The sequence below is a fragment of the Bacillus cereus group sp. BfR-BA-01523 genome, from assembly GCF_022662615.1.
GTDB classification, from domain to species: Bacteria; Bacillota; Bacilli; order Bacillales; family Bacillaceae_G; genus Bacillus_A; species Bacillus_A mycoides.
Genome location: NZ_JAKUDX010000005.1, coordinates 288,119 through 307,164 on the forward strand (window position 1 = coordinate 288,119; position 19,046 = coordinate 307,164).

Sequence of the window (19,046 nt, forward strand, 5' to 3'; positions counted from 1 at the left end):
GATACTCTACAAAATTCCGCCATTCATACGAAGTATGAATTTGGGGTATGAAATTAGAGTAGGTTTTACATTGCTTTTGGGAATACAATGGAGCATTTTACACCTTGAGGTGTGTTCTGTATTCCATAAGGAAACTGATGTTTATCTAATATTTGTTTTACAATATATAACCCAAGACCACTACCTTGTACTAAGCCATGTTTGTCAGGATTTGCGCGATAGAATGGTTCAAATAAATGGGCAAGTTTATCTTCATCAATTTGAGAACCTGTATTTAATACTTCTAATGCGTAACCGTTTGGCTTTTCATAAAGTTTTATATATACATGCTGATGGTCAATTGTATAATGAATTGCATTTGAAATAATGTTAAAAATAGCAGTTTGCATAAATTTAGGATCAGCTAAAATTTGTGCATCTTGTTTAATGTTAGATTGAACATTTAATTGTTTTACAGATACAAAATAATCTACTTTCTTTATAACGTCCTCAATAATATTAGTTAATGAGATAACTTTTAAATTTGGTTTAAATTGAGGGTTTTGTATTTTGGATAATTCTGACACTTTTTCCGTTAATATGTTAATATCTTGCATCATCTCATATGAACGTTTTAAATATTTATCTCTATCTTTATAAGCGCCAATTCCGTGAATCATGCCATCGAGTTGTCCCATAACGGCTGCGATTGGTGTTTTTAATTCATGGGATATCATAGACATAAATTCTTTACGAGATTGTTCTAACTGTTGTTCCTTCTTGAGTTCATTTCTTAAATCTTGATTGCTTTCATGTAAATTTTTCACAATAGTAGGTACTTGTGAGGCAGCTACTTGCAAATTAAAATCTGTTTGATCTGTATTTTTGTTAAGTAGCTTTTTATCTGAGAAATCAAGATTCATAATATCTTTTAAAGCATCGCTCATATATCGGAAAGGTTTGGCGATTATTTTTGCGTAGATTAAAGATCCAAGCAGAGATAATGCTAGCATTGTCGCCCCAATATGTGGAGCTAACTGCTGCAACACATCTGTTAACTTTGGATTATCATGTGTATCATTTGCTTTACTTGCTGCATTTTGTGTATGTAAGGCATCATTGTTAGTAACTTGCTTTTCCGCTTCTGTAAGTGAAGACGTTGTGTTACTTTTCCCCGGAATATTTTGTGCATGTTCTTTTGCTTTTGCAGTTTGGCTAGGCTGCAAAAGATGATTGATGGCTGTAGAGAGTGCTTTCATGTCTATTTGAGAAGATTGAAAATTAGAGATGCTACTCTCTGACACAGCTTTATTTTGCTTTGTTTTACTTTGGTCGTTTTGTTTGTCTGATTCCGCTTGTTCCGCAGTTTGCGTTCCAGAAGCTTTCAAACGATCTTTATCGTAATTCGAGGCTAGAAAATAAATAATTTGATAAAGACAAAGTGATAACAGAATACAAAATAATAAGGTTTTGATGAATATATTTTTGGTGATGTTGTCTTTGCTACGATTCGATTTTGTAGCCAATGCCTTTCACCGTTTTAATATAAGGAATTTCTAATTTTTTTCGTAAGTTTTTAATATGTGTATCTATAACCCTCACATCACCATAATGTTCATAGCCCCATACCTTATTCAACAAATCACTTCTTGATAGTACTTTTCCCCGATTTTGCAGTAAAGTATATATAATTTCAAATTCTTTTGTAGTCAATTCAATTTGATTACCATGAACATAAGCGGCATATGCTGTAGAATTTAACATCAATTCATGGAATTGTAGTATAGTTGCAGCTTCTGCTTCCTTTGTTGCTGCCCTTCTTAATACAGCTTCTACACGTTTTATAAATACGGTGTAATGGAACGGTTTTGTAATATAGTCATCAATACCTAACTCAAATCCTTTAATTTCACTTTCTTCATTATGTAAGCCTGTTAACATAATGATTGGTACATCAGATTGTCCTCTCATAATTTTACAAATACTATAGCCATCTATATCTGGTAACATTACATCGAGGAGGACAAGATCGTATGAATTTTTTTGGAAAAGAAGAATGCCTTCTGTTCCAGCACCAACTACATCAACAGTAAAGTTTTGTGCCATTAGAAATTCACGAATAAGTTCTTGTATATCTGGGTTGTCTTCAATCACCAGTATATGCGTCATAGTAACACCTCCTAAATAACGCTTTTTACTGCAATATTCGAATTCATCATTTTTTGGATGACTCAGATTGTTTATACATATAATAAGCCCCCGCTATAAAATAGTAATGAAAGTAGCAAGGGGGATTGTTTAGTGTCACTGAATAGTTCAGAATTACAGTAGTTCTATTATAGTATGTATTGTAAAATTTATAAAATATTATAACTGTATAATTTTAATATCTATGTTTATCAATGTTACGATGATGTTGAATGCAATCTATTTTTATTATATATGTAAATACAGTTGTTTTGCTACTGTAAATGAATAAATAAAATAAGCCAAGACATAAAATTCTTGGCTACACATAAATCTTGTTCTTAGGCTAATTTACAGTGACAGTAGCTTGTTGCTGAACGCGCTCAAATAACCAGTGAATATCATTGTTAAACATACGAATACAACCAAGTGTTGTTGCTTTCCCGATTGCTTGATTATTGTTAGTTCCATGAATCGCATACGTTGTTCCGTAAGTTCCTGCCATATTTAATCCGAGCCAGCGGTCCCCAAGTGGATTACGTGGATCGCCGCCTTTAATTTTTCCTGTATAGTAAGGACGGTTTTTAATTTTATTTACGATTTGAAAAGTACCCTTAGGTGTTGGTGTTGCTGCTTTTCCAGTAGCGACAGTGAAACTTTTTATGAATTTTCCATCTTGATAATAATCCATTTTATTTATTTGTGTGTTTACGATAAGCTGATCTTTCGTCGTAGCTGCTTCTGCAGTAGTGAATGGAAGAGTTAAAAATCCTAATGATAATAGCGCACTTAATAATAGTTTTTTCATTATATTCTCCTTTTACTTATTGTAGTAGTCTTACATACAATGAATTTGTAATCCTCGTAATGCTTGATTGACATTTTCATCTAATGTTTCAAAGAAGGTAGTAATCTTTGTATTACATTTGTTGTTTTTATCAATAAGTAATCTTTCATTTAATAAAAGCTCACCATGTAGTCCAAAACTTTGAACTCGAATATTTAGTTCATCTTCAGTTTCAGAAATAATCGGTAAGAAATAGTGAAAAGCTTTCGTTGGAATGATGTAGCTTTTGCCAATCATACTTTCTTGATTTGAATTAACCCATTTTCTCGTGACGATCTTAATGTTCTTTTTTGAAACGATAAAAGACAGCGTTGTAGATTTTGTTAAACTTACGTCAAATTCATTTGTTTCACATATTTGTAAATTAAAAACGGTTTCATTTTGATGAGATTCAATATTCGTATTAATAAAATCGTGCATTTTATAAGCTTCCATTTCTTATTCACCCTTTTTTCAATTTCGAAAAGCGACTTATATTTATTCAGTTTAATGTTTAGTCATATATTAGCTAAATTTTTCAACAAATTCCGATATAATCTTACAATACGTATATGAAGCTAATATGAAGTTCATATGAGTTTGTGGTGGTTTTTTATAGAGAACAAAATAAGGTGGTTTTCGAGAGTTAAAAACTGGATGAAAAATGTATATTAATGGATTTCCTTCGCGTGATATATAGTTGTTAGCTTGTTTTTTAATGCTAATAGATATAAGTAAATAGAGAACAAAAAACTTTAGAATGAGCCTTACAAAAATGTAATAAAAATGTAAGCTATTGTGATAGTTATTTCGACAATTTTTTTATACAATAATAGTAACAAGTTGTACGTGAATGAAAGGGGAGATGACATGGAATGGGTTCATGAATTATTTCAGCAATATGGGTATTATGTAGTACTTGTAGGCCTGCTGTTAGAATATATTGCACTTCCGTTTCCGGGAGAGCCAACATTAGCATATGCGGGGTTTTTAGCACAGAAGGGTGATCTAAGTTTACCTATTTTAATTATCCTATCCTTTATTGGGACAAGTGTAGGAATGACGATTCAATACTTTTTAGGGAATAAGCTTGGTATGCCTTTTGTTCAAAAATACGGGAAGTACGTATTTTTAACACAAAGAAAAATTGATTTAACGAGAATGTGGTTCGATAAATACGGATATTTCCTTATCTTTATTGGCTTCTTCATTCCTGGTTTACGTCATTTTACAGGATACTTTGCAGGTATCATTAACTTACCGTTTCGCCGCTTTGCAATTACAATTTATTCAGGTGCTTTATTCTGGGTATCGTTCTTCTTAATTGGCGGCTACTGGTTAGGTGGTAACTTACATGATATTTTCGGATTACTGGGAGATCATATCGGCAAAATCATTTTCGGAGCGATTGTCATTGTAGCAATTACGTTAAGCATTCGTTTCCGCAAGCAACTAAAACGAGTATTTTTACAAAACGCAAGTTAATATGGAATCCATTCTATGTCAGATTTTAGGGAGGCAGTGCAAAAGCACTGCCTTTTTTATTGTATTTTCCAGTTTGCTTTTATTTTTCCATCGATACCGTAACCGGTGGCTGGTATATAATACGTTTCTATTTTTTTTCCGTATGTGATTATTAAAATCTATTATCTAAGTTATATATTTAGGAGAATATAGATTTATTTTTGACATGTATCTACGTCAAAATGACAATTATAATTGACAAAGATAAGGATATTATTTACAATTTTAATTAAATAAATGAAAAAGAGGGAAGACATGAAGCTTCAAAATCGAGTGAGGGAATTTCGAGCAAAGCATCGTTTATCACAAGGGGATTTAGGAAAAGCGATTGGCTCATCACGGCAAACCATTAGTTTAATTGAGCGCGGGGATTATGCACCATCTATTGTGTTATCGCTAAAAATCGCACAAATTTTTGGAGCGCCGGTGGAGGAGATATTTATGTTGGTGGAGGGGGAAGAGGACGATGAAGATGAAGAGTAAACGAAGAAAACAATTTGATTTTGTGGGGAAAATAGCATTAAGTATGATGGGTGGCTTTTTAACATCTTATATAGCTTTAAATTTACTCTCGAATGAACCGAGAAAATTATCATCTAATACATTTATAGGTGTATGTACTATTTTTGGAATCTTAATGATGTACTACACTTGGAAGAATACACGTATGTTAGCGGAGGCACGCGATGAAGAAGAGAGCGTACAAGGCAGAAAATTAGGCATTATAAGTATATATTTACGTGTAGGTGATATAGTTACGCAGGCATGGTTTGTATATGCAGTTATTACATGTAGACGTGCACTGTTACAGGATACAAATGTGTCATTTGCAGTGTGGAATTTAGTAGCTTCTATTGTCTGTTTAACTATTGTAGTGGTTATCGGGCTCATAACAAAAAATCGTTATAACAAGCTATATCCTGAACAAGGTGTAACATATATGGAATCTATGAAAATGTGGACGAAAAACGCAGATGAAGGATTAAAGCACATTGTGCATGAGGCTGGATATAAAGCATATGAATTTACGAATACAATATTGGCATATGTATGGTGGGCTGCCGTTATATATACAGCGGCTAGTGATATCGATTTTGTATTAATTGGCTTAATCTCATTTATTTGGATATTGCATCTCGGAAAATTCATGTACGAAATGCAGAGAAAAATGATTTATTAAGGGGAGAAAAAGGTGGATATTTTAAGAAGGCCAGCTGGTTCCATGACGGCGGCGCTAGTTCTGTCCATTTTATACGGAGTAATTCGAACTGGGAAATTAGAAGTAATGTTGAATATATGGGCAGTATTTGGAATTGTATTATTAGTGTTAGCCATTCATGAGCTAGGGCATGTAATATCCGGTTTGATGTGCGGTTTGAAATTTAAGTTTATGACAGTAGGACCTATTACTGTTCAAAAAGAAAAAGGGAAAATACGAATTCGAGAAAATAAAATATGGATGTATGTAGGTGGCGTTGCAATGTTAGTGCCGCCTTCCACACACACACCGAACCTTTCAAAAAAATGGGCGTGGATGACTTTAGGTGGACCGATTACAAGTGTACTATTCGGTATTACTTCAGGTTACATATACATGGTTAGTTATTATCAATATCTTTTATATTTTTCCGTTTTACACTTTACGATTTTTGCCGTTACAATCGTGCCGATAAAAGGAACATTCCTGAGCGATGGCATGCAATTTCTCATTTTAATTAAAGATGATGAAAGGGCTAGAGGGCATTTATATAATATTCAAGTATCGGGTGAATTATTAAGCTACAAACGGCCGAAAGATTGGGATGAGAGATTAGTAGAAATTAGTGAAGAAAAAATAAAAGAGGATAAAAGTATAAGAGAAATAATGAGCGGACTTATGCTCGTATTTTATGCCCAAGCTGATCAAGAGGGAATGGAAAAAGCGATAGTACATTTAGAGAAAATTGTGCAGTTACCTGTGACAAAAGAAAATAAATATTTTGTTGGTAGTTTTCATAGTTGGTATCTTTTATATAGAGTACTTTATCAGCAGGAAAATCTTTACTTGCAAGAAGCGAAGAATCATGCGAAGGCAATTACAATGCTGGACTTACATGGGTATTACCGTACGCAAGGAATTATCAAATATTTAGAGCAAGATATGGAAGCATGCCATATTTATATGAAGAAAGCGGATAAAGAATTGAAGAGCGCTGAGAAGAGTGAAATAGGATATTTACAATTGGATAGAGAGTGGTTCGAGCAGTTGAAGGAGAGGGTATCTTACGATGGGTGAGGTATCCTCTTTTCTATATGTAATCTTATGCCGTTCCATAAAAAGATCGGGGCGAGTAAAATGAGGTAAGAAGAGCAAAGTTTGGAGGAGTTATATATGGAAATTTTAGCGATTATTTTGCTAGTCTTACTCATTTATGTAATTTTTAAAGTGGCATATGTAGCAGTAAAAATACTCGCAGTCCTATTAATTATCTTTTTAATTGTAGAGTTCGGCAGTAAGTTACTTGGGGGATAGGCATGTTGTGCGTTTTGAGTGTCGAACCGTCGATATAATGAAAAAATCGCTGATATAAGTGGAGAGACGATCGATATATTTTAAAAATCGTTGATATATTTAATTGAATACTAAGTGGGGTATATGGGAAAGAAGTTGCCGCGGAGGTAACTTCTTTTTATTTTGGTGATGGGGTATGAACAGGAAAGAACAGTAAACAAAAAAGCTGGAAGAATATCTTCCAGCTTACGAGTTACTTTCAATTTGACGACCATTTTCTTCTTCAGTGTCCTGTAATAGATTGAATACGTCTGCTAGGCAGAATGCGATAAACCAAGTCCATAGACCGTGGAAGAAAGCTGAGCTTAATTGAAGTGGTAATGTATAGTTTGTCATTGAGTAGGAAATACATCCACCAACGATTCCGATCATTGTTAATAACATTGTTTTTTGAGCATTTTCTTCTGGATTGAAGAGGAAGAAAATGTATCCGCCTAAAATTGAAGCGCTTACAAGGGTTTCGATTCCATTAAAAATGATATTCTCTCCAAGCTCTGTGTTTGTCCAGAAACAGATCACGCCGCCGACGATGGCAAATAGGACAGCTAGTGTGTATCGTATATATTGATTCATATGTTCATCTCCTTATGTAATAAGATGATTTGGAAGTCAAAAAGGTAGGTATAGTATATTGAAGTGAATTTTAGTTGTACGTATCTTTTATAAAAAGATCAGTGAAGAATAACTAAGATGATCGGTTTTTTTTAAACCGTTACGTGTATGGTGTCTGAAATATACCCGACTGCTCGTTTCTTTTTGCTTATAAAAATAAGAGAAACTTCCAAGTCTATATACTCTTTTTTGTAAGTCTAGTTTTATTATAACATATTTAGTGATACAATAATAGAATTATCTGATTTTGTAATAAGTGTAAAAAATAAAAAACGCAAGGAATTGTAGTTCCTTGCGCTTTTTTATATACGTTTGAAACGGCCGACAATTTCAACTGTTTCAGTAATGTTCATAAATGCTTTATTATCCACTTGGCGGATAATACGTTTCATTTCGCCCAACTCGTAGCGAGTTACGACAGTGTAAATCATTTTTTTCTTATGGTTTGTATAGCCGCCGACAGCATCTACCATTGTTACGCCACGTATGCCGTGATGTAATAGTGAGCTTTTTATTTCCTCACCTTTTTCTGTAATTGTCATTATCGTCAATTTAATATGTTTTGTATGCACGGCATCAATTACTTTGCTGACTACAAACCGACTAATTAACGTATAAAGCGTAATATCCCATCCGAAAATAAATCCTGCTGCAACAAGTAAGATTAAGTTGAATCCAAAGATGATTGCTCCAATTGAAACATCGCGATGTTTCGCTACAATCAATCCAACAACATCAAAACCACCTGTTGAAGAAGCAAATCGGAATATGATTCCTGAGGCAGCACCGCAGATGACACCACCGAATACAGAAGACAGTAAAATATCATCTGAAACTTGGTGTACTGGGATAATGTTCATCGCTAAAGATGATACAGCCACAAAGTATGCCGTTAAAAAGGTTGTCTTCTTTCCTAAGTAAAAGTGACTTAAAATAAGAAGCGGAATGTTTAGTAAAAAGATAAGTGCTCCGATATTGTAGTGCATTAAATAACCGATAATCATCCCTACACCAGCGAATCCACCGCTAATCATATTATGCGGGATAAAAAACATATTCATAGAAATTGCATACAAAATAGAAGCTATAAAAATAACAACTAACTGTATGATAAATTCTAAATGAAATGTTTTAGCTGCTGGGAAGGATAAAAAGGCGGTGTCGGGAACGTAATCGGCGTCTCCTAGTTGACCCATAGTATGTTTCATCTCCATATTCATTTTTGATTACAAGAAGAGAATAAAGCTTTTTTCAAAAACTGGCAATAGTTTTATTATAATGCAAAAATTTTATAAATTTCTAACAAATTAAACCTATTCAAAGATACGTTTGAATATACTAAAGAAAGCGAATACATTGGTTTTCTAGCATAATTTTTTGAGAAAATATGCAAAAAAACTTTTGAGAACAAAAGGAAATAGAGAATGTTTGCTGAATATGCTAAAATGACTTTATTAAGGATGTGAAGCGATGGAATTTTTATTGCAGGATGCAATTCTATATATATCGTTTGTAACGACAGCGCTTTGTGTATTAGAAGTCTTTTTTCTTGCTAACGTTTCTCGCTTTGTGCGTCAGCAAGCATCGAGCGGTAGACAGAGAGCTTTTAAACTAGTAGATACGTGTGAAGAGGGTACAAGAAATGTACCGCTATTTTCTATTTTTTATAAATATGGAATGATTCGTTCTGTCCGCAGACAAGAATCGAGTGGAGAGAGTGACGAGGTAGGTCCGTATACACCAATGTTTCGCTAATTAATTACGAAACATTGGAGGAATGAACATGTTAAAATCATACCGAGCTAGGCTCATTAGTTTATCATTATTACTTGTTTTTGTTTTATCTGGCTGCAGCAATGCAGGTACAATTGATTCACATAGTACGGGAATTTGGAACCATTATTTCGTATATCCAATCTCATTTATGATTCAATTTGTTGCTCATCATATACCTGGAGCTAGCTTCGGGATTGCCATCATTATCATGACGCTCGTTATTCGTTCAGCAATGATTCCATTAGCTGTTTCGCAATATCGTAGCCAAGCGAAAATGAAAAAAATGCAACCTGAATTACAGAAGCTGAAACAGAAATACGGTGATGTGGGTAAAGATCTTGAAAAACAAAAGCAGTATCAAAAAGAAATGTCAGAACTAATGAAATCAGGCGGTTGGAATCCGTTAGCTGGGTGCTGGCCAATCTTTATACAAATGCCGATTTTCTCTGCTTTGTATTATGCGATTAGCCGAACTGAAGAGATTCGTACATCTTCATTTTTATGGGTGAACCTAGGACATGCAGATCCATATCATGTATTACCGATTATCGCAGCGTTAACAACATTTATTCAAATGAAGGTGTTCCAATCAAATGTAACGCCTGGGGAACAAGCTCAAATGCTGAAAATACAGCAAATTATGATGCCTGCAATGATTCTATTTATGGGATTTGCGGCGCCATCAGGACTGGTGCTGTATTGGATTACAGGTAACTTATTTACAATGACACAAACAATTGTATTAAGAAAAGTAATGGAACGTGAAGAATTACAATTACAAAAAGCTTAGAAAAACGCCGCTCGTGATGAGCGGTGTTTTTTATTTAAATCGTTAAGGAAATTTTAAGAAATCAACATTACTATTGGCATTGTATACGAAAGTGTACATGCTTTAGAAATATGAAGGAGGAAATTTCCTATGAAGAAGAAAACAGTTGGGTATTTAGTAATTGCAGGTGCTCTATCATTTGGAATTGTAGGAGGAGCTGGTATACCAGCGTTTGCGGCAACTAATACTCCAGCGGCTGAGCAAGTTACAAAAACTGCGAAGAAGGATTTAGATGAAGCGACAAAACAAAAAGTAAAAACGATTATGGATGACACAAAGAAACAGTTAGAGGGATTAGGTGTGAAATTCCCAGAGAAGGGTAAGCACAAGGAAATGTTTGCAGGACTAGATGATCAGGCGAAAGAAAAAGCGAAGTCGATTTTAGAACAAGAGAAATCTGGAAAATTAACACGTGAGCAAGCAAAAGAGGAATTAACAAAACTAGGTGTGAAATTCCCAGAGAAAGGGAAGCACAAAGATATATTCGCGAATTTAGATGAGGCGACAAAAGAAAAAGCGAAGTCCATTTTTGAGCAAGAAAAGTCCGGAGCATTAACGCATGAGCAAGTGAAAGAGAAATTGAAAGAATTAGGCGTAACGCTTCCAGAGAAAGGGAAGCATGGTGACATGTTCGCGGATTTAGATGAGGCGACAAAAGAAAAAGCGGAAGCAATTTTGAAGCAAGAAAAGTCTGGAACACTAACTCGTGAGCAAGCGAAAGCGAAGTTGAAAGAACTAGGTGTGAAATTCCCAGAGAAAGGGAAGCACGGTGATATGTTCGCGAATCTAGATGAGGTGACAAAAGAAAAAGCGAAGTCTATTTTTGAGCAAGAAAAGTCCGGGAAATTAACTCGCGAGCAAGCGAAAGAAGAATTGACAAAACTAGGTGTGAATCTTCCAGAGAAAGGGAAGCATGAAGATATCTTTGCAAACTTAGATGAGGTGACAAAAGAAAAAGCGAAAGCGATTCTAGAAAAGGAAAAGAAACAATTAGCAGATTTAAATGTGGATCTTCCAAATCATAAATTTTTTATGAAAAAAGATGATAAATAATTGAACTATGTAGTATCTTTCGTGTGGGCAACCGAAAGGTACATACGACAAATGCGAGGACCGATTTCTGTAAGCAGAAATCGGTCCCTTTTAATGATTCATCCCGCATTAACGGGCAGTAAGACACCCACCTCAAAATTGGATTAGAGCAAAGAAGTTAGGTGGGAGATCAACTGCCCGTAAACGCCCGATTGGTTCAACTAATAATCAGTGGGAGATGGATAAAACCCCCATTGATTAAAGTTTCACTTTATCGAAATTCTTTTCATTGTTAGTATGTATCCAAAGATGCAGTAGAAGATTGCAAAACCGATAAACACTTCAGTATATCGGTATTTACCTAATACGTAGAAGGAAGCAGCTGGTATAATAGCTACCGCTAAAATGCTATAACCAGGATACTTATATCGATACATGATAGCGAATATAAAAGAAAGAACCGTAGCGATGATACAAAAAATAGCAATCATTATTAGTACACCTCCTACATGGATTGTACCATTTTTAGGGAATTAGAGAAGTGTCGGAACTTCTGTTATAATATAAGAAGAGAAATGTTTCTTATGTTGTATAAAAAAATATATTGATTTTTTCTAACAATTCAATATAATGGGAAACAACTACAAAATTCGACATCAAGAAGTGATGATGAGGATATGATCAGTTTTTTACGATTATCAGAGAGGGAGGCCTTTGGCTGTGAGCTTCCTAATACGGGAAAATCGATTACCACCTCTGAACTGCAGCAGTGAACGGATATCTAGTAATTGCATGCCGGCAAAAACCGTTATTTAGACTTGAGAAATTGGTGAAGTGTGTCACTTTACTAATTGAAACAAGGGTGGAACCACGAATACAACACTCGTCCCTTTTTTAGGGAGGAGTGTTTTTTTATTTCATTTTTGCATCACACTAGAATTGGAAGGAGGATACGCAGCATGCATCATGATGAGAAAAACAAAATTGGTTTAACAGTAGCACTTTCTATCGTAGTAGGAACTATTATTGGGTCTGGTGTGTTTATGAAACCAGGGAGCGTATTAGATTACTCAGGGAGTTCTAATATGGCTATTCTTGCTTGGGTAATTGGTGGTCTGTTGACGTTAGCAAGTGGTTTAACAGTAGCCGAAATTGGAGCGCAAATTCCGAAAAATGGTGGGTTGTATACGTATTTAGAGGAGATTTACGGAAGTTTTTGGGGGTATTTATCTGGCTGGATGCAAACAATTGTTTATGGACCAGCTATTATTGGAACGTTAGGTTTGTATTTTAGTTCTTTAATGATCAATTTTTTCTATTTAGATAAAGTCTGGAATTTACCAATCGCAATTGGAACAGTTGTGTTCCTAGGCGTTATAAATAGTTTGGGAACAAAATATGGGGGCATCGTCCAAACGGTTACGACAGTTGGGAAGATGATTCCAATTATATTAATTGTTGTGCTAGGGTTTTGGAAAGGGAATAGTGATATCTTCAACGTAGTTGTACCGATATCAGAAAATCAAAGTATCGGGATGGCAATTTTAGCAACTTTATTTGCCTATGATGGCTGGATTTTACTCGCTTCTATTGGCGGAGAAATGAAGAACCCAACAAAGTTATTACCGAAGGCAATGACAGTTGGGATTTTAATTGTAACAGCTGCTTACGTGTTAATTAATTTAGCGTTATTAAATGTATTACCAGCAGCGAAAATTGTAGACCTTGGAGAAAATGCAACGGCGACAGCTGCGGGTATGTTACTTGGAGAATATGGCGGGAAAATTATTAGTATCGGTATTATCATTTCTATTTTCGGTTGTTTAAATGGAAAGATTTTAACGTTCCCACGTATTCCGATGTCGATGGCAGAGCGTGGACACCTTCCGTTTTCTAAGTTTATTGCAAAAGAAAATTCGAGATTTAAAACACCAGCAAATGCGATTACTGTTGAAATCATTTTAGGAATTATTTTAATGCTTATTAGTGATCCGAATAAGCTATCTGAGATTTCCGTATTCATTATTTATATTTTCTACGTAATGACGTTTATTGGTGTCTTCATTTTACGAAGACGTAACAAGGATAAAGAGCGTGCATATAGTGTACCGTTATTCCCGATTGTACCAATCGTTGCGATTTTAGGGTCATTGTTTGTACTTGGAAGTGCGATTATTAACGATCCGGTAAGTTGTTTCTTATCAATTGGAATGGTATTTACTGGACTTCCGGTGTATTGGTACTTAAATAAGAAGAAAGAAACTGGAGTTTAATGATTGAAGGGCAGGCGTATAATACGCCTGCTTTTTTCGCTGTAAAAAAATTGTACTTGCGTCCACTTTCTCTTTTGGTTACTATAATGGTAGTAACCAAAGGAGAAAGTGTGGGGGAAGACTTGAATTTTCGTGTATATATTTTAGCTATTGCGGCTTTCGTAGTCGGAACGGTTGAGCTAATTATAGGAGGAACGCTTGATTTAGTTGCCAATGATTTAGGTGTGTCGATTAGTGCAGCTGGTCAGCTTATTACAATATTTTCAGTAGTATTCGCTCTATCAGGTCCAGTTTTATTAGCATTAACAGGCAAGTTTGAAAGAAAGAAATTGTATGTTGTGGCATTATCAATTTTCTTAATTGGAAATATCATTTCGGCATTTAGTGTGAATTACGAGATGTTAATGTTCTCGAGAGTAATTTGTGCAGCGAGTGGATCGCTTATTATTGCACTATCGGTTACACTTGCTTCTAGTGTAGTAGAGCCGCATTTTCGTGCGCGTGCAATTGGAATCATTTTTATGGGTATTAGTGGATCACTCGTACTTGGAGTACCGCTCGGTCTTGTGCTCGGAAATGCATATGGATGGCGTGCACCATTTGTATTAATTTCAATATTAACGGTTATGGCGATTGCTTGTATTTCATTATTCTTAACGAAAGTACCCCCGGCATCGGTATTATCAATAAGAGAACAAATTGCTACGTTAAAGGATAAAAAAATTGTAAGCGCACAGTTAACATCATTTTTATTTTTAACAGGTCATTTAACGCTATACGCATATTTAACACCATTTTTAAAAGATGTGATGCATGTTGAAGCAAATTGGATTAGTGTGTTTTACTTCATTTTCGGAATTGCAGCGGTACTTGGAGGTGGCCTTGGCGGCTGGCTTGCTGATAAATGGGGATCGAAGAAAAGTATTATTTCCATCATTATCGTATTTGCATGTGCAATCTTTATGTTGCCGATGATGACATTCTCATTCCCGCTTTTCATTATTATGATGGGGCTTTGGAGTATGCTGAGCTGGGCAATTTCGCCAGCACAGCAAAACTATTTAATTGAAATTGCGCCAGAATCAGCTGGTATTCAGCAAGGTTTAAATAACTCTGCACTTCATTTAGGAATTGCACTTGGCTCAACAGTGGGCGGAGTTGTTATTGAGAAATCATCTGTTATATATAACGCTTGGGTAGGCGGCGTTTTCATTATATTGGCACTGCTTTGTGCGATTTTCTCTATTACGAGAGGACGCTCGAATCAGCTTACGAAAGAAGAATCTATCATTTGATAGGTTCTTTTTTGTGTAAAAAATTGCAGGGGTTAGTAGAGAAATGGAGAAGGGAGTATATAGCGAGGTGATAGTATATGGAGTCCAATTTTTCAATTATTGGTTTTCTAATTTCTTTAGTCCCATTATTTCTTATTATTTTTGTATTTAGATGGATTCGTTTCATCTATCAAAATTCTGAGAAACAAGTAGAGCAAAATGAGAAGATTATTGAGCTTTTGATGGAGATAAAGGAGCAAAAGAAGTCGTGAAATGAACGTTCTGTATTTACAAATCAAAACCATCCGAAAAACCAACTACATAAAATTGAATTAGCGAAAGCGTAAAAAAGAGCTGTACCAAATGAGTATGTAAAACTCCGTTTGGTACAGCTTTTTTTGTATAAAAAATTATATTATCTATTCAAATGGTAGAATCGATTTTGGGATTTGTTAATACCTCAACTTCATCAACAATTCCTTAATTTCCTCATCCTGCATAAAGAGATCATGGTGCTTCTCTGTAATCTTCGCAAGTGCAACGTCATGATAGAAGAACTCCGTAAAGAACTTCACGAAAGGTTGTGACATTGTTTTCATCGCTTGCCATGATTCTTGCTCTACACCAGCAAATAAAATTTCACTATCGTCAATGATGAGTAGTAAATAACGCTCTAATGCGTTAGGTTCTTGAGCTGGGATTAAAAAATGCATGTTTTCTAAGTCAGTTTCCACTTTTCCAACTATGAGGGACTCGACTTGGACGCCTTGTTTTTCTTTTTGTTCTAGTAAAGGAAGATATTCTAAAAGGGTATCGTTCCATGCGGAGATGCGTATGGATTCTTTCGCATCTTCTATAAGTTGCCTACTTTGTACTTTAATAGAAGACTGCATTTTTAAACTCCAAACGCGGTCATCTGTAAATGATTTTTTAGAAATATTATTTTCAAGTTCTTTAATATTAGATTGGAATTCTGTCGTTAACTTTTCAATTGCTAGCTTGAGTGGTAATGCTGTATACAATTTTTTCTTTTCAGAAACAGAATCCATTACCATCCCTTTATCAATGAGTCGTGCTAACACTTCGTATATTTTTGCTTTTGGAACACCTGAATGTTTAACGATAGTTGTTGCATCTAATGGGTCATTGCTTGATACGACAACTTCATAAGCTTGGCTTTCATATTGTGAGAAACCGAATTTTTGTAGCATAGTTCCCTCCGAACGAATGAGATTATATGTTAAGGATAATGAACTATTTGTTTTTACACAAGTGTTGAGATAACAAGTAAGTTGATTGAAATGAGAATAAATTTCAATTTTTTAAACTATATGGATTGAGCTTTCTGATTTATCTATTATACTTAATATAGTGATTAATACGATTGAATTTTACCGAGAAGGGGATGCTTGAGGGAATATGTTGAGAAGTTTACGTTTAAAAATTGCAGTAGTATTTTCGGTACTTATTTCTATGATGTTTGTAATATTAGGTACAGCTATGTATCAATTGCAAAAAGAGAAAGAAACGCACTCCTTAGACCAGTATTCTGAAAATACGATGGATCTTGTGTCAGAGCAGTTAACTGCATTTATACAGCGAATTGAAGAAGATATGGGTCATTATGGATCTCATGATGATATTCAAAACATGCTACAAGATGGGGTTACTCCAGAAGAGGAGAGTTTTATTTTAAAGGAATTTTCAAGGTTTGAAAAGAATCATCCTGATATTTTAGATGTCTACATTGGGACGAAAGATAAAAAAACGTTGAGTGCAAATCTTGCAGATGGTGGGACAGTTCCAGAAGGATATGATCCGACGAGTCGCCCTTGGTATAAAGCGTCAGAAGCAGCTACAGAATCGACTATTTGGGGAGAGCCACAATATGAAATCGCGACGGGTAAGTTAAGTATTGGAGTTTCAAAAGCCATTGTCGGACAAGATGGTTCTGTGTTAGGTGTTGTAGCAATGGATGTATCACTAGGAACGATTCAAAAGCTACTCCATAATATTCAATATAATAATGGCGGAGAAATGTTTGTTATAAATGATAAAAATATTGCCATTGTGTACCCGGAGAAAGTAGGAAAAGATGTTTCGAAAGAACCACTTGTTAAAAGTTTAAATAAAGATGAAACGAAATTTGCGGCGGCGACATTAGGTGGAAAAGATGTAGTAGCCTATAGTCAATTGTTTGATAAGATGAAATGGAAAATTGGGATTGTATATCCGAAAGAGTCAATTGATAACTTACTCGTAGAAACAAGAAATACAGTTATTATAATGGCATGTATAAGTTTATTAATTGGAATATTAGCTTCATATTTATTCTCAAGAAGATTAGCAAGACCATTACAACTATTAACAAATCACGTTCAAAAAGTAGCGGAAGGTGATTTAACGCTACAAATGAAGGTGACCAGTAAAGATGAGGTTGGTATGCTTACGACTCACTTTAATCATATGGTTGAGCAAATGAATGAAATGGTAAGTAAAATTAAAAATAGTGTATCGACAGTGCAACAATCGACTCACAATCTGCATTATTTAACGAATGAAACTGTAGCAGCTAGTAGAGAAGTTTCAGGTGCAATGGATGATGTGAGCGGAGGCGCGTCTACTCTTGCTAATAGTGTAGATGAAGTTTCAGCACAACTTGAAAATATGGCACAGTCGATGGAACAGATGAATAGTTCTGTTGGTGAAATAAAGGGAGTGACCGGCAAAGCAGAGGAAGCATCTAAACAAGGGTTAAATACGATGCGGAATTTAGTTCGTACGAGAGGACAATCATCTTCTATCATTGTTCATACAGAGGAAGCGTCTGGTAAGTTAGAGCAAAGAGTTGGATCGATTCAAAATGTAGTAGAGCTTATAAAAGGTATTTCGGATCAAACAAATTTACTTGCTTTAAATGCTTCGATTGAAGCAGCACGTGCAGGTGAACAAGGTAAGGGATTTGCGGTTGTTGCTGAAGAGGTTCGAAATTTAGCTGAACAATCAAAAGAGGCAACCGGAGAGATTGCAACGATGATTGGTGATGTACAATTAGAAGTAAAGCGAGTTGTAGAAGTTGTAAGTAAGTTCAAAGATATTGCGGATATACAAAATAAAGTTACGACAGAGGCGGAGACAGAATTCCGCACAATCATGTCAGTCGTAAGTACAATTAGTGCTTCAGTAGAGAAGATTGTAGCAGAAGTGCAGAATATAGGTCACGAGCAAGAAGAAATTACAGATGTTATGCAAACAATCGCTGGTACGAGTCAAGAAAGTGCAGCTGTTTCTGAAGAGGTAAATGCAGCGACTGAGTCACAGGTTAATCATCTAGAGAAAGTTGCTCACACGATGGAAAGTTTGACAGAGAATATGAGAGACTTAGAAAGATTGATTGAGCAGTTTAAAGTAGAAGAGTAATGTATTAGTAAAATGATGAGGATTTCGGTAAAATAGACAATGGATATATAAAAAGTAGTTATAGGAGGAAGATTATTATGGCAATTGTTGATGTATCGATTATTCCAGTAGGAACAGGTAATCCAAGTGTTAGTGAATATGTAGCAGAAGTACAAAAGGTACTAGAGAAAAATGCTGATCGCGTGAAGTATCAATTAACACCGATGAATACAGTAATTGAAGGAGATCTTCCTGTCATTTTAGAAGTCATTCAACAAATGCATGAAGTGCCATATACGAAAGGTGCACAGCGCGTTGCGACAACAATTCGTATCGATGATCGCCGTGATAAAGTAAGTACGATGGAGAAGAAATTAAACTCTGTTCAATCAAAATTATAAGAAAAAGCAGCGATCTTCGCTGCTTTTTTCATATAGGAGGAAAATAAGATGAGTGAAAAGTTTAATGAGCAATTTGATGGCTTGCTAGAGAAATACACGGAACTATTACTTGGAGAGAGCAACGAAGAGCGAAAAGAGCAGGTACAGAAATGGGCACTTTATTCTTATATGGCTAAGACGATGCCAGCTTTAGTGAAACATTGGAATGAGACGTATCCAGATGCAAAAGAAGAGATGGTACAGTTAATTACGAATATTAAAAAGCTGAATGATGAGAAGCGGAATGAGAAGGAAGAAGGCTTGAGATAATGTTACCTCAAGTTTTTGTTATTAATATCCTTATATAATTTACATGAAATATAAATGGTTTTGTGAGCATGTCG

22 protein-coding genes and 1 other annotated feature are annotated in these 19,046 nt (G+C 35.1%); of the genes, 14 read left to right on the forward strand and 8 right to left on the reverse strand.

What is annotated here, in order from left to right; genetic code table 11:
- Positions 1-65: 65 nt before the first annotated feature.
- The 4 genes from MR066_RS16090 to MR066_RS16105 all read right to left on the reverse strand — a co-directional run bounded on the left by MR066_RS16090 (position 66) and on the right by MR066_RS16105 (position 3,448).
- Positions 66-1,505 (reverse strand): sensor histidine kinase, encoded by a 1,440-nt coding sequence (locus MR066_RS16090; RefSeq protein WP_012261947.1) that lies wholly within the window; start codon positions 1,503-1,505, stop codon positions 66-68.
- The gene (locus tag MR066_RS16095) at positions 1,483-2,148 is read right to left on the reverse strand and encodes a response regulator transcription factor (protein WP_000148832.1); all 666 of its coding nucleotides are present in this window, start codon (positions 2,146-2,148) and stop codon (positions 1,483-1,485) included. The genes MR066_RS16090 and MR066_RS16095 overlap by 23 nt, the downstream gene beginning before the upstream one ends.
- A 364-nt stretch (positions 2,149-2,512) precedes the next feature.
- Positions 2,513-2,974 (reverse strand): L,D-transpeptidase, encoded by a 462-nt coding sequence (locus MR066_RS16100; protein ID WP_012261946.1) that lies wholly within the window; start codon positions 2,972-2,974, stop codon positions 2,513-2,515.
- A gap of 30 nt (positions 2,975-3,004) precedes the next feature.
- The gene (locus tag MR066_RS16105; protein ID WP_012261945.1) at positions 3,005-3,448 is read right to left on the reverse strand and encodes a DUF3978 family protein; all 444 of its coding nucleotides are present in this window, start codon (positions 3,446-3,448) and stop codon (positions 3,005-3,007) included.
- Positions 3,449-3,862: 414 nt separating this feature from the next.
- On the opposite strand from MR066_RS16105, the gene MR066_RS16110 reads away from it, so the two are divergent.
- From MR066_RS16110 to MR066_RS16130, 5 genes are all read left to right on the forward strand, one after another.
- A complete protein-coding gene (locus MR066_RS16110) occupies positions 3,863-4,477 on the forward strand; it encodes a DedA family protein (protein WP_242247718.1) in 615 nt (204 codons plus the stop codon).
- A 276-nt stretch (positions 4,478-4,753) separates the two neighbouring features.
- Positions 4,754-4,999, forward strand: a complete 246-nt coding sequence (locus MR066_RS16115) for a helix-turn-helix transcriptional regulator (RefSeq protein ID WP_002067963.1) — start codon at positions 4,754-4,756, stop codon at positions 4,997-4,999.
- Positions 4,989-5,696: a DUF3169 family protein gene (locus tag MR066_RS16120; RefSeq protein ID WP_061673864.1), complete on the forward strand. Its 708-nt coding sequence runs from the start codon at positions 4,989-4,991 to the stop codon at positions 5,694-5,696. Before MR066_RS16115 ends, MR066_RS16120 begins: the two co-directional genes overlap by 11 nt.
- Positions 5,697-5,738: 42 nt before the next feature.
- Positions 5,739-6,791, forward strand: coding sequence for a M50 family metallopeptidase (locus tag MR066_RS16125; protein WP_242247794.1), 1,053 nt, complete (start codon positions 5,739-5,741; stop codon positions 6,789-6,791).
- Positions 6,792-6,887: 96 nt separating this feature from the next.
- The gene (locus MR066_RS16130; protein ID WP_002034639.1) at positions 6,888-7,028 is read left to right on the forward strand and encodes a DUF3985 family protein; all 141 of its coding nucleotides are present in this window, start codon (positions 6,888-6,890) and stop codon (positions 7,026-7,028) included.
- Positions 7,029-7,253: 225 nt separating this feature from the next.
- On the opposite strand, the gene MR066_RS16135 is transcribed toward MR066_RS16130, so the two are convergent.
- Together MR066_RS16135 and MR066_RS16140 are read right to left on the reverse strand one after the other, a co-directional pair.
- Positions 7,254-7,640, reverse strand: coding sequence for a DUF3938 domain-containing protein (locus MR066_RS16135; protein WP_002034640.1), 387 nt, complete (start codon positions 7,638-7,640; stop codon positions 7,254-7,256).
- Positions 7,641-7,981: 341 nt separating this feature from the next.
- Entirely contained in the window at positions 7,982-8,875 is an 894-nt protein-coding gene (locus MR066_RS16140; RefSeq protein WP_000530031.1) for a YitT family protein, read from the reverse strand.
- A 274-nt stretch (positions 8,876-9,149) separates the two neighbouring features.
- On the opposite strand from MR066_RS16140, the gene MR066_RS16145 reads away from it, so the two are divergent.
- From MR066_RS16145 to MR066_RS16155, 3 genes are all read left to right on the forward strand, one after another.
- Entirely contained in the window at positions 9,150-9,434 is a 285-nt protein-coding gene (locus MR066_RS16145) for a hypothetical protein (RefSeq protein WP_002015967.1), read from the forward strand.
- Between the two features lie 28 nt (positions 9,435-9,462).
- Complete coding sequence (locus MR066_RS16150; RefSeq protein WP_242247720.1) at positions 9,463-10,245, forward strand: membrane protein insertase YidC; 783 nt, start codon at positions 9,463-9,465, stop codon at positions 10,243-10,245.
- A 129-nt stretch (positions 10,246-10,374) separates the two neighbouring features.
- On the forward strand, positions 10,375-11,337 hold the full coding sequence (locus tag MR066_RS16155; RefSeq protein ID WP_242247722.1) for a hypothetical protein: 963 nt from the start codon (positions 10,375-10,377) through the stop codon (positions 11,335-11,337).
- Between the two features lie 245 nt (positions 11,338-11,582).
- Here MR066_RS16155 and MR066_RS16160 read toward each other — a convergent pair whose 3' ends face one another.
- Entirely contained in the window at positions 11,583-11,807 is a 225-nt protein-coding gene (locus tag MR066_RS16160; protein ID WP_215587035.1) for a hypothetical protein, read from the reverse strand.
- 166 nt (positions 11,808-11,973) lie between these two features.
- Positions 11,974-12,210, forward strand: a binding site (T-box leader).
- Between the two features lie 65 nt (positions 12,211-12,275).
- Between MR066_RS16160 and MR066_RS16165 the strand changes: the two genes are divergently transcribed.
- The 3 genes from MR066_RS16165 to MR066_RS16175 all read left to right on the forward strand — a co-directional run bounded on the left by MR066_RS16165 (position 12,276) and on the right by MR066_RS16175 (position 15,135).
- Positions 12,276-13,589, forward strand: coding sequence for an APC family permease (locus tag MR066_RS16165; RefSeq protein WP_002143658.1), 1,314 nt, complete (start codon positions 12,276-12,278; stop codon positions 13,587-13,589).
- Positions 13,589-14,884: an MFS transporter gene (locus MR066_RS16170; protein ID WP_242247724.1), complete on the forward strand. Its 1,296-nt coding sequence runs from the start codon at positions 13,589-13,591 to the stop codon at positions 14,882-14,884. Before MR066_RS16165 ends, MR066_RS16170 begins: the two co-directional genes overlap by 1 nt.
- Before the next feature lie 77 nt (positions 14,885-14,961).
- Positions 14,962-15,135 carry a hypothetical protein gene (locus tag MR066_RS16175; RefSeq protein ID WP_002034605.1) on the forward strand — a complete coding sequence of 58 codons (174 nt, stop codon included), beginning with the start codon at positions 14,962-14,964 and terminating at the stop codon, positions 15,133-15,135.
- 180 nt (positions 15,136-15,315) lie between these two features.
- Here MR066_RS16175 and MR066_RS16180 read toward each other — a convergent pair whose 3' ends face one another.
- The gene (locus tag MR066_RS16180; RefSeq protein ID WP_113938650.1) at positions 15,316-16,074 is read right to left on the reverse strand and encodes a TrmB family transcriptional regulator; all 759 of its coding nucleotides are present in this window, start codon (positions 16,072-16,074) and stop codon (positions 15,316-15,318) included.
- 208 nt (positions 16,075-16,282) lie between these two features.
- On the opposite strand from MR066_RS16180, the gene MR066_RS27485 reads away from it, so the two are divergent.
- The 3 genes from MR066_RS27485 (at position 16,283) to MR066_RS16195 (ending at position 18,972) form a co-directional block, all read left to right on the forward strand.
- The gene (locus tag MR066_RS27485; RefSeq protein WP_242247726.1) at positions 16,283-18,283 is read left to right on the forward strand and encodes a methyl-accepting chemotaxis protein; all 2,001 of its coding nucleotides are present in this window, start codon (positions 16,283-16,285) and stop codon (positions 18,281-18,283) included.
- Positions 18,284-18,360: 77 nt separating this feature from the next.
- Positions 18,361-18,663 carry an MTH1187 family thiamine-binding protein gene (locus MR066_RS16190; RefSeq protein WP_002089423.1) on the forward strand — a complete coding sequence of 101 codons (303 nt, stop codon included), beginning with the start codon at positions 18,361-18,363 and terminating at the stop codon, positions 18,661-18,663.
- A 48-nt stretch (positions 18,664-18,711) separates the two neighbouring features.
- The gene (locus MR066_RS16195; RefSeq protein WP_242247733.1) at positions 18,712-18,972 is read left to right on the forward strand and encodes a YusU family protein; all 261 of its coding nucleotides are present in this window, start codon (positions 18,712-18,714) and stop codon (positions 18,970-18,972) included.
- Positions 18,973-19,046: the final 74 nt, after the last annotated feature.

Coding starts and splice junctions, on each gene's coding strand:
- MR066_RS16095 (WP_000148832.1), bottom strand. CDS start 2,148: ATGACGCATATACTGGTGATTGAAGACAACCCAGATATACAAGAACTT.
- MR066_RS16100 (WP_012261946.1), bottom strand. CDS start 2,974: ATGAAAAAACTATTATTAAGTGCGCTATTATCATTAGGATTTTTAACT.
- MR066_RS16105 (WP_012261945.1), bottom strand. CDS start 3,448: ATGGAAGCTTATAAAATGCACGATTTTATTAATACGAATATTGAATCT.
- MR066_RS16110 (WP_242247718.1), top strand. CDS start 3,863: ATGGAATGGGTTCATGAATTATTTCAGCAATATGGGTATTATGTAGTA.
- MR066_RS16115 (WP_002067963.1), top strand. CDS start 4,754: ATGAAAAAGAGGGAAGACATGAAGCTTCAAAATCGAGTGAGGGAATTT.
- MR066_RS16120 (WP_061673864.1), top strand. CDS start 4,989: ATGAAGAGTAAACGAAGAAAACAATTTGATTTTGTGGGGAAAATAGCA.
- MR066_RS16125 (WP_242247794.1), top strand. CDS start 5,739: ATGACGGCGGCGCTAGTTCTGTCCATTTTATACGGAGTAATTCGAACT.
- MR066_RS16130 (WP_002034639.1), top strand. CDS start 6,888: ATGGAAATTTTAGCGATTATTTTGCTAGTCTTACTCATTTATGTAATT.
- MR066_RS16135 (WP_002034640.1), bottom strand. CDS start 7,640: ATGAATCAATATATACGATACACACTAGCTGTCCTATTTGCCATCGTC.
- MR066_RS16140 (WP_000530031.1), bottom strand. CDS start 8,875: ATGGGTCAACTAGGAGACGCCGATTACGTTCCCGACACCGCCTTTTTA.
- MR066_RS16145 (WP_002015967.1), top strand. CDS start 9,150: ATGGAATTTTTATTGCAGGATGCAATTCTATATATATCGTTTGTAACG.
- MR066_RS16150 (WP_242247720.1), top strand. CDS start 9,463: ATGTTAAAATCATACCGAGCTAGGCTCATTAGTTTATCATTATTACTT.
- MR066_RS16155 (WP_242247722.1), top strand. CDS start 10,375: ATGAAGAAGAAAACAGTTGGGTATTTAGTAATTGCAGGTGCTCTATCA.
- MR066_RS16160 (WP_215587035.1), bottom strand. CDS start 11,807: ATGATTGCTATTTTTTGTATCATCGCTACGGTTCTTTCTTTTATATTC.
- MR066_RS16165 (WP_002143658.1), top strand. CDS start 12,276: ATGCATCATGATGAGAAAAACAAAATTGGTTTAACAGTAGCACTTTCT.
- MR066_RS16170 (WP_242247724.1), top strand. CDS start 13,589: ATGATTGAAGGGCAGGCGTATAATACGCCTGCTTTTTTCGCTGTAAAA.
- MR066_RS16175 (WP_002034605.1), top strand. CDS start 14,962: ATGGAGTCCAATTTTTCAATTATTGGTTTTCTAATTTCTTTAGTCCCA.
- MR066_RS16180 (WP_113938650.1), bottom strand. CDS start 16,074: ATGCTACAAAAATTCGGTTTCTCACAATATGAAAGCCAAGCTTATGAA.
- MR066_RS27485 (WP_242247726.1), top strand. CDS start 16,283: ATGTTGAGAAGTTTACGTTTAAAAATTGCAGTAGTATTTTCGGTACTT.
- MR066_RS16190 (WP_002089423.1), top strand. CDS start 18,361: ATGGCAATTGTTGATGTATCGATTATTCCAGTAGGAACAGGTAATCCA.
- MR066_RS16195 (WP_242247733.1), top strand. CDS start 18,712: ATGAGTGAAAAGTTTAATGAGCAATTTGATGGCTTGCTAGAGAAATAC.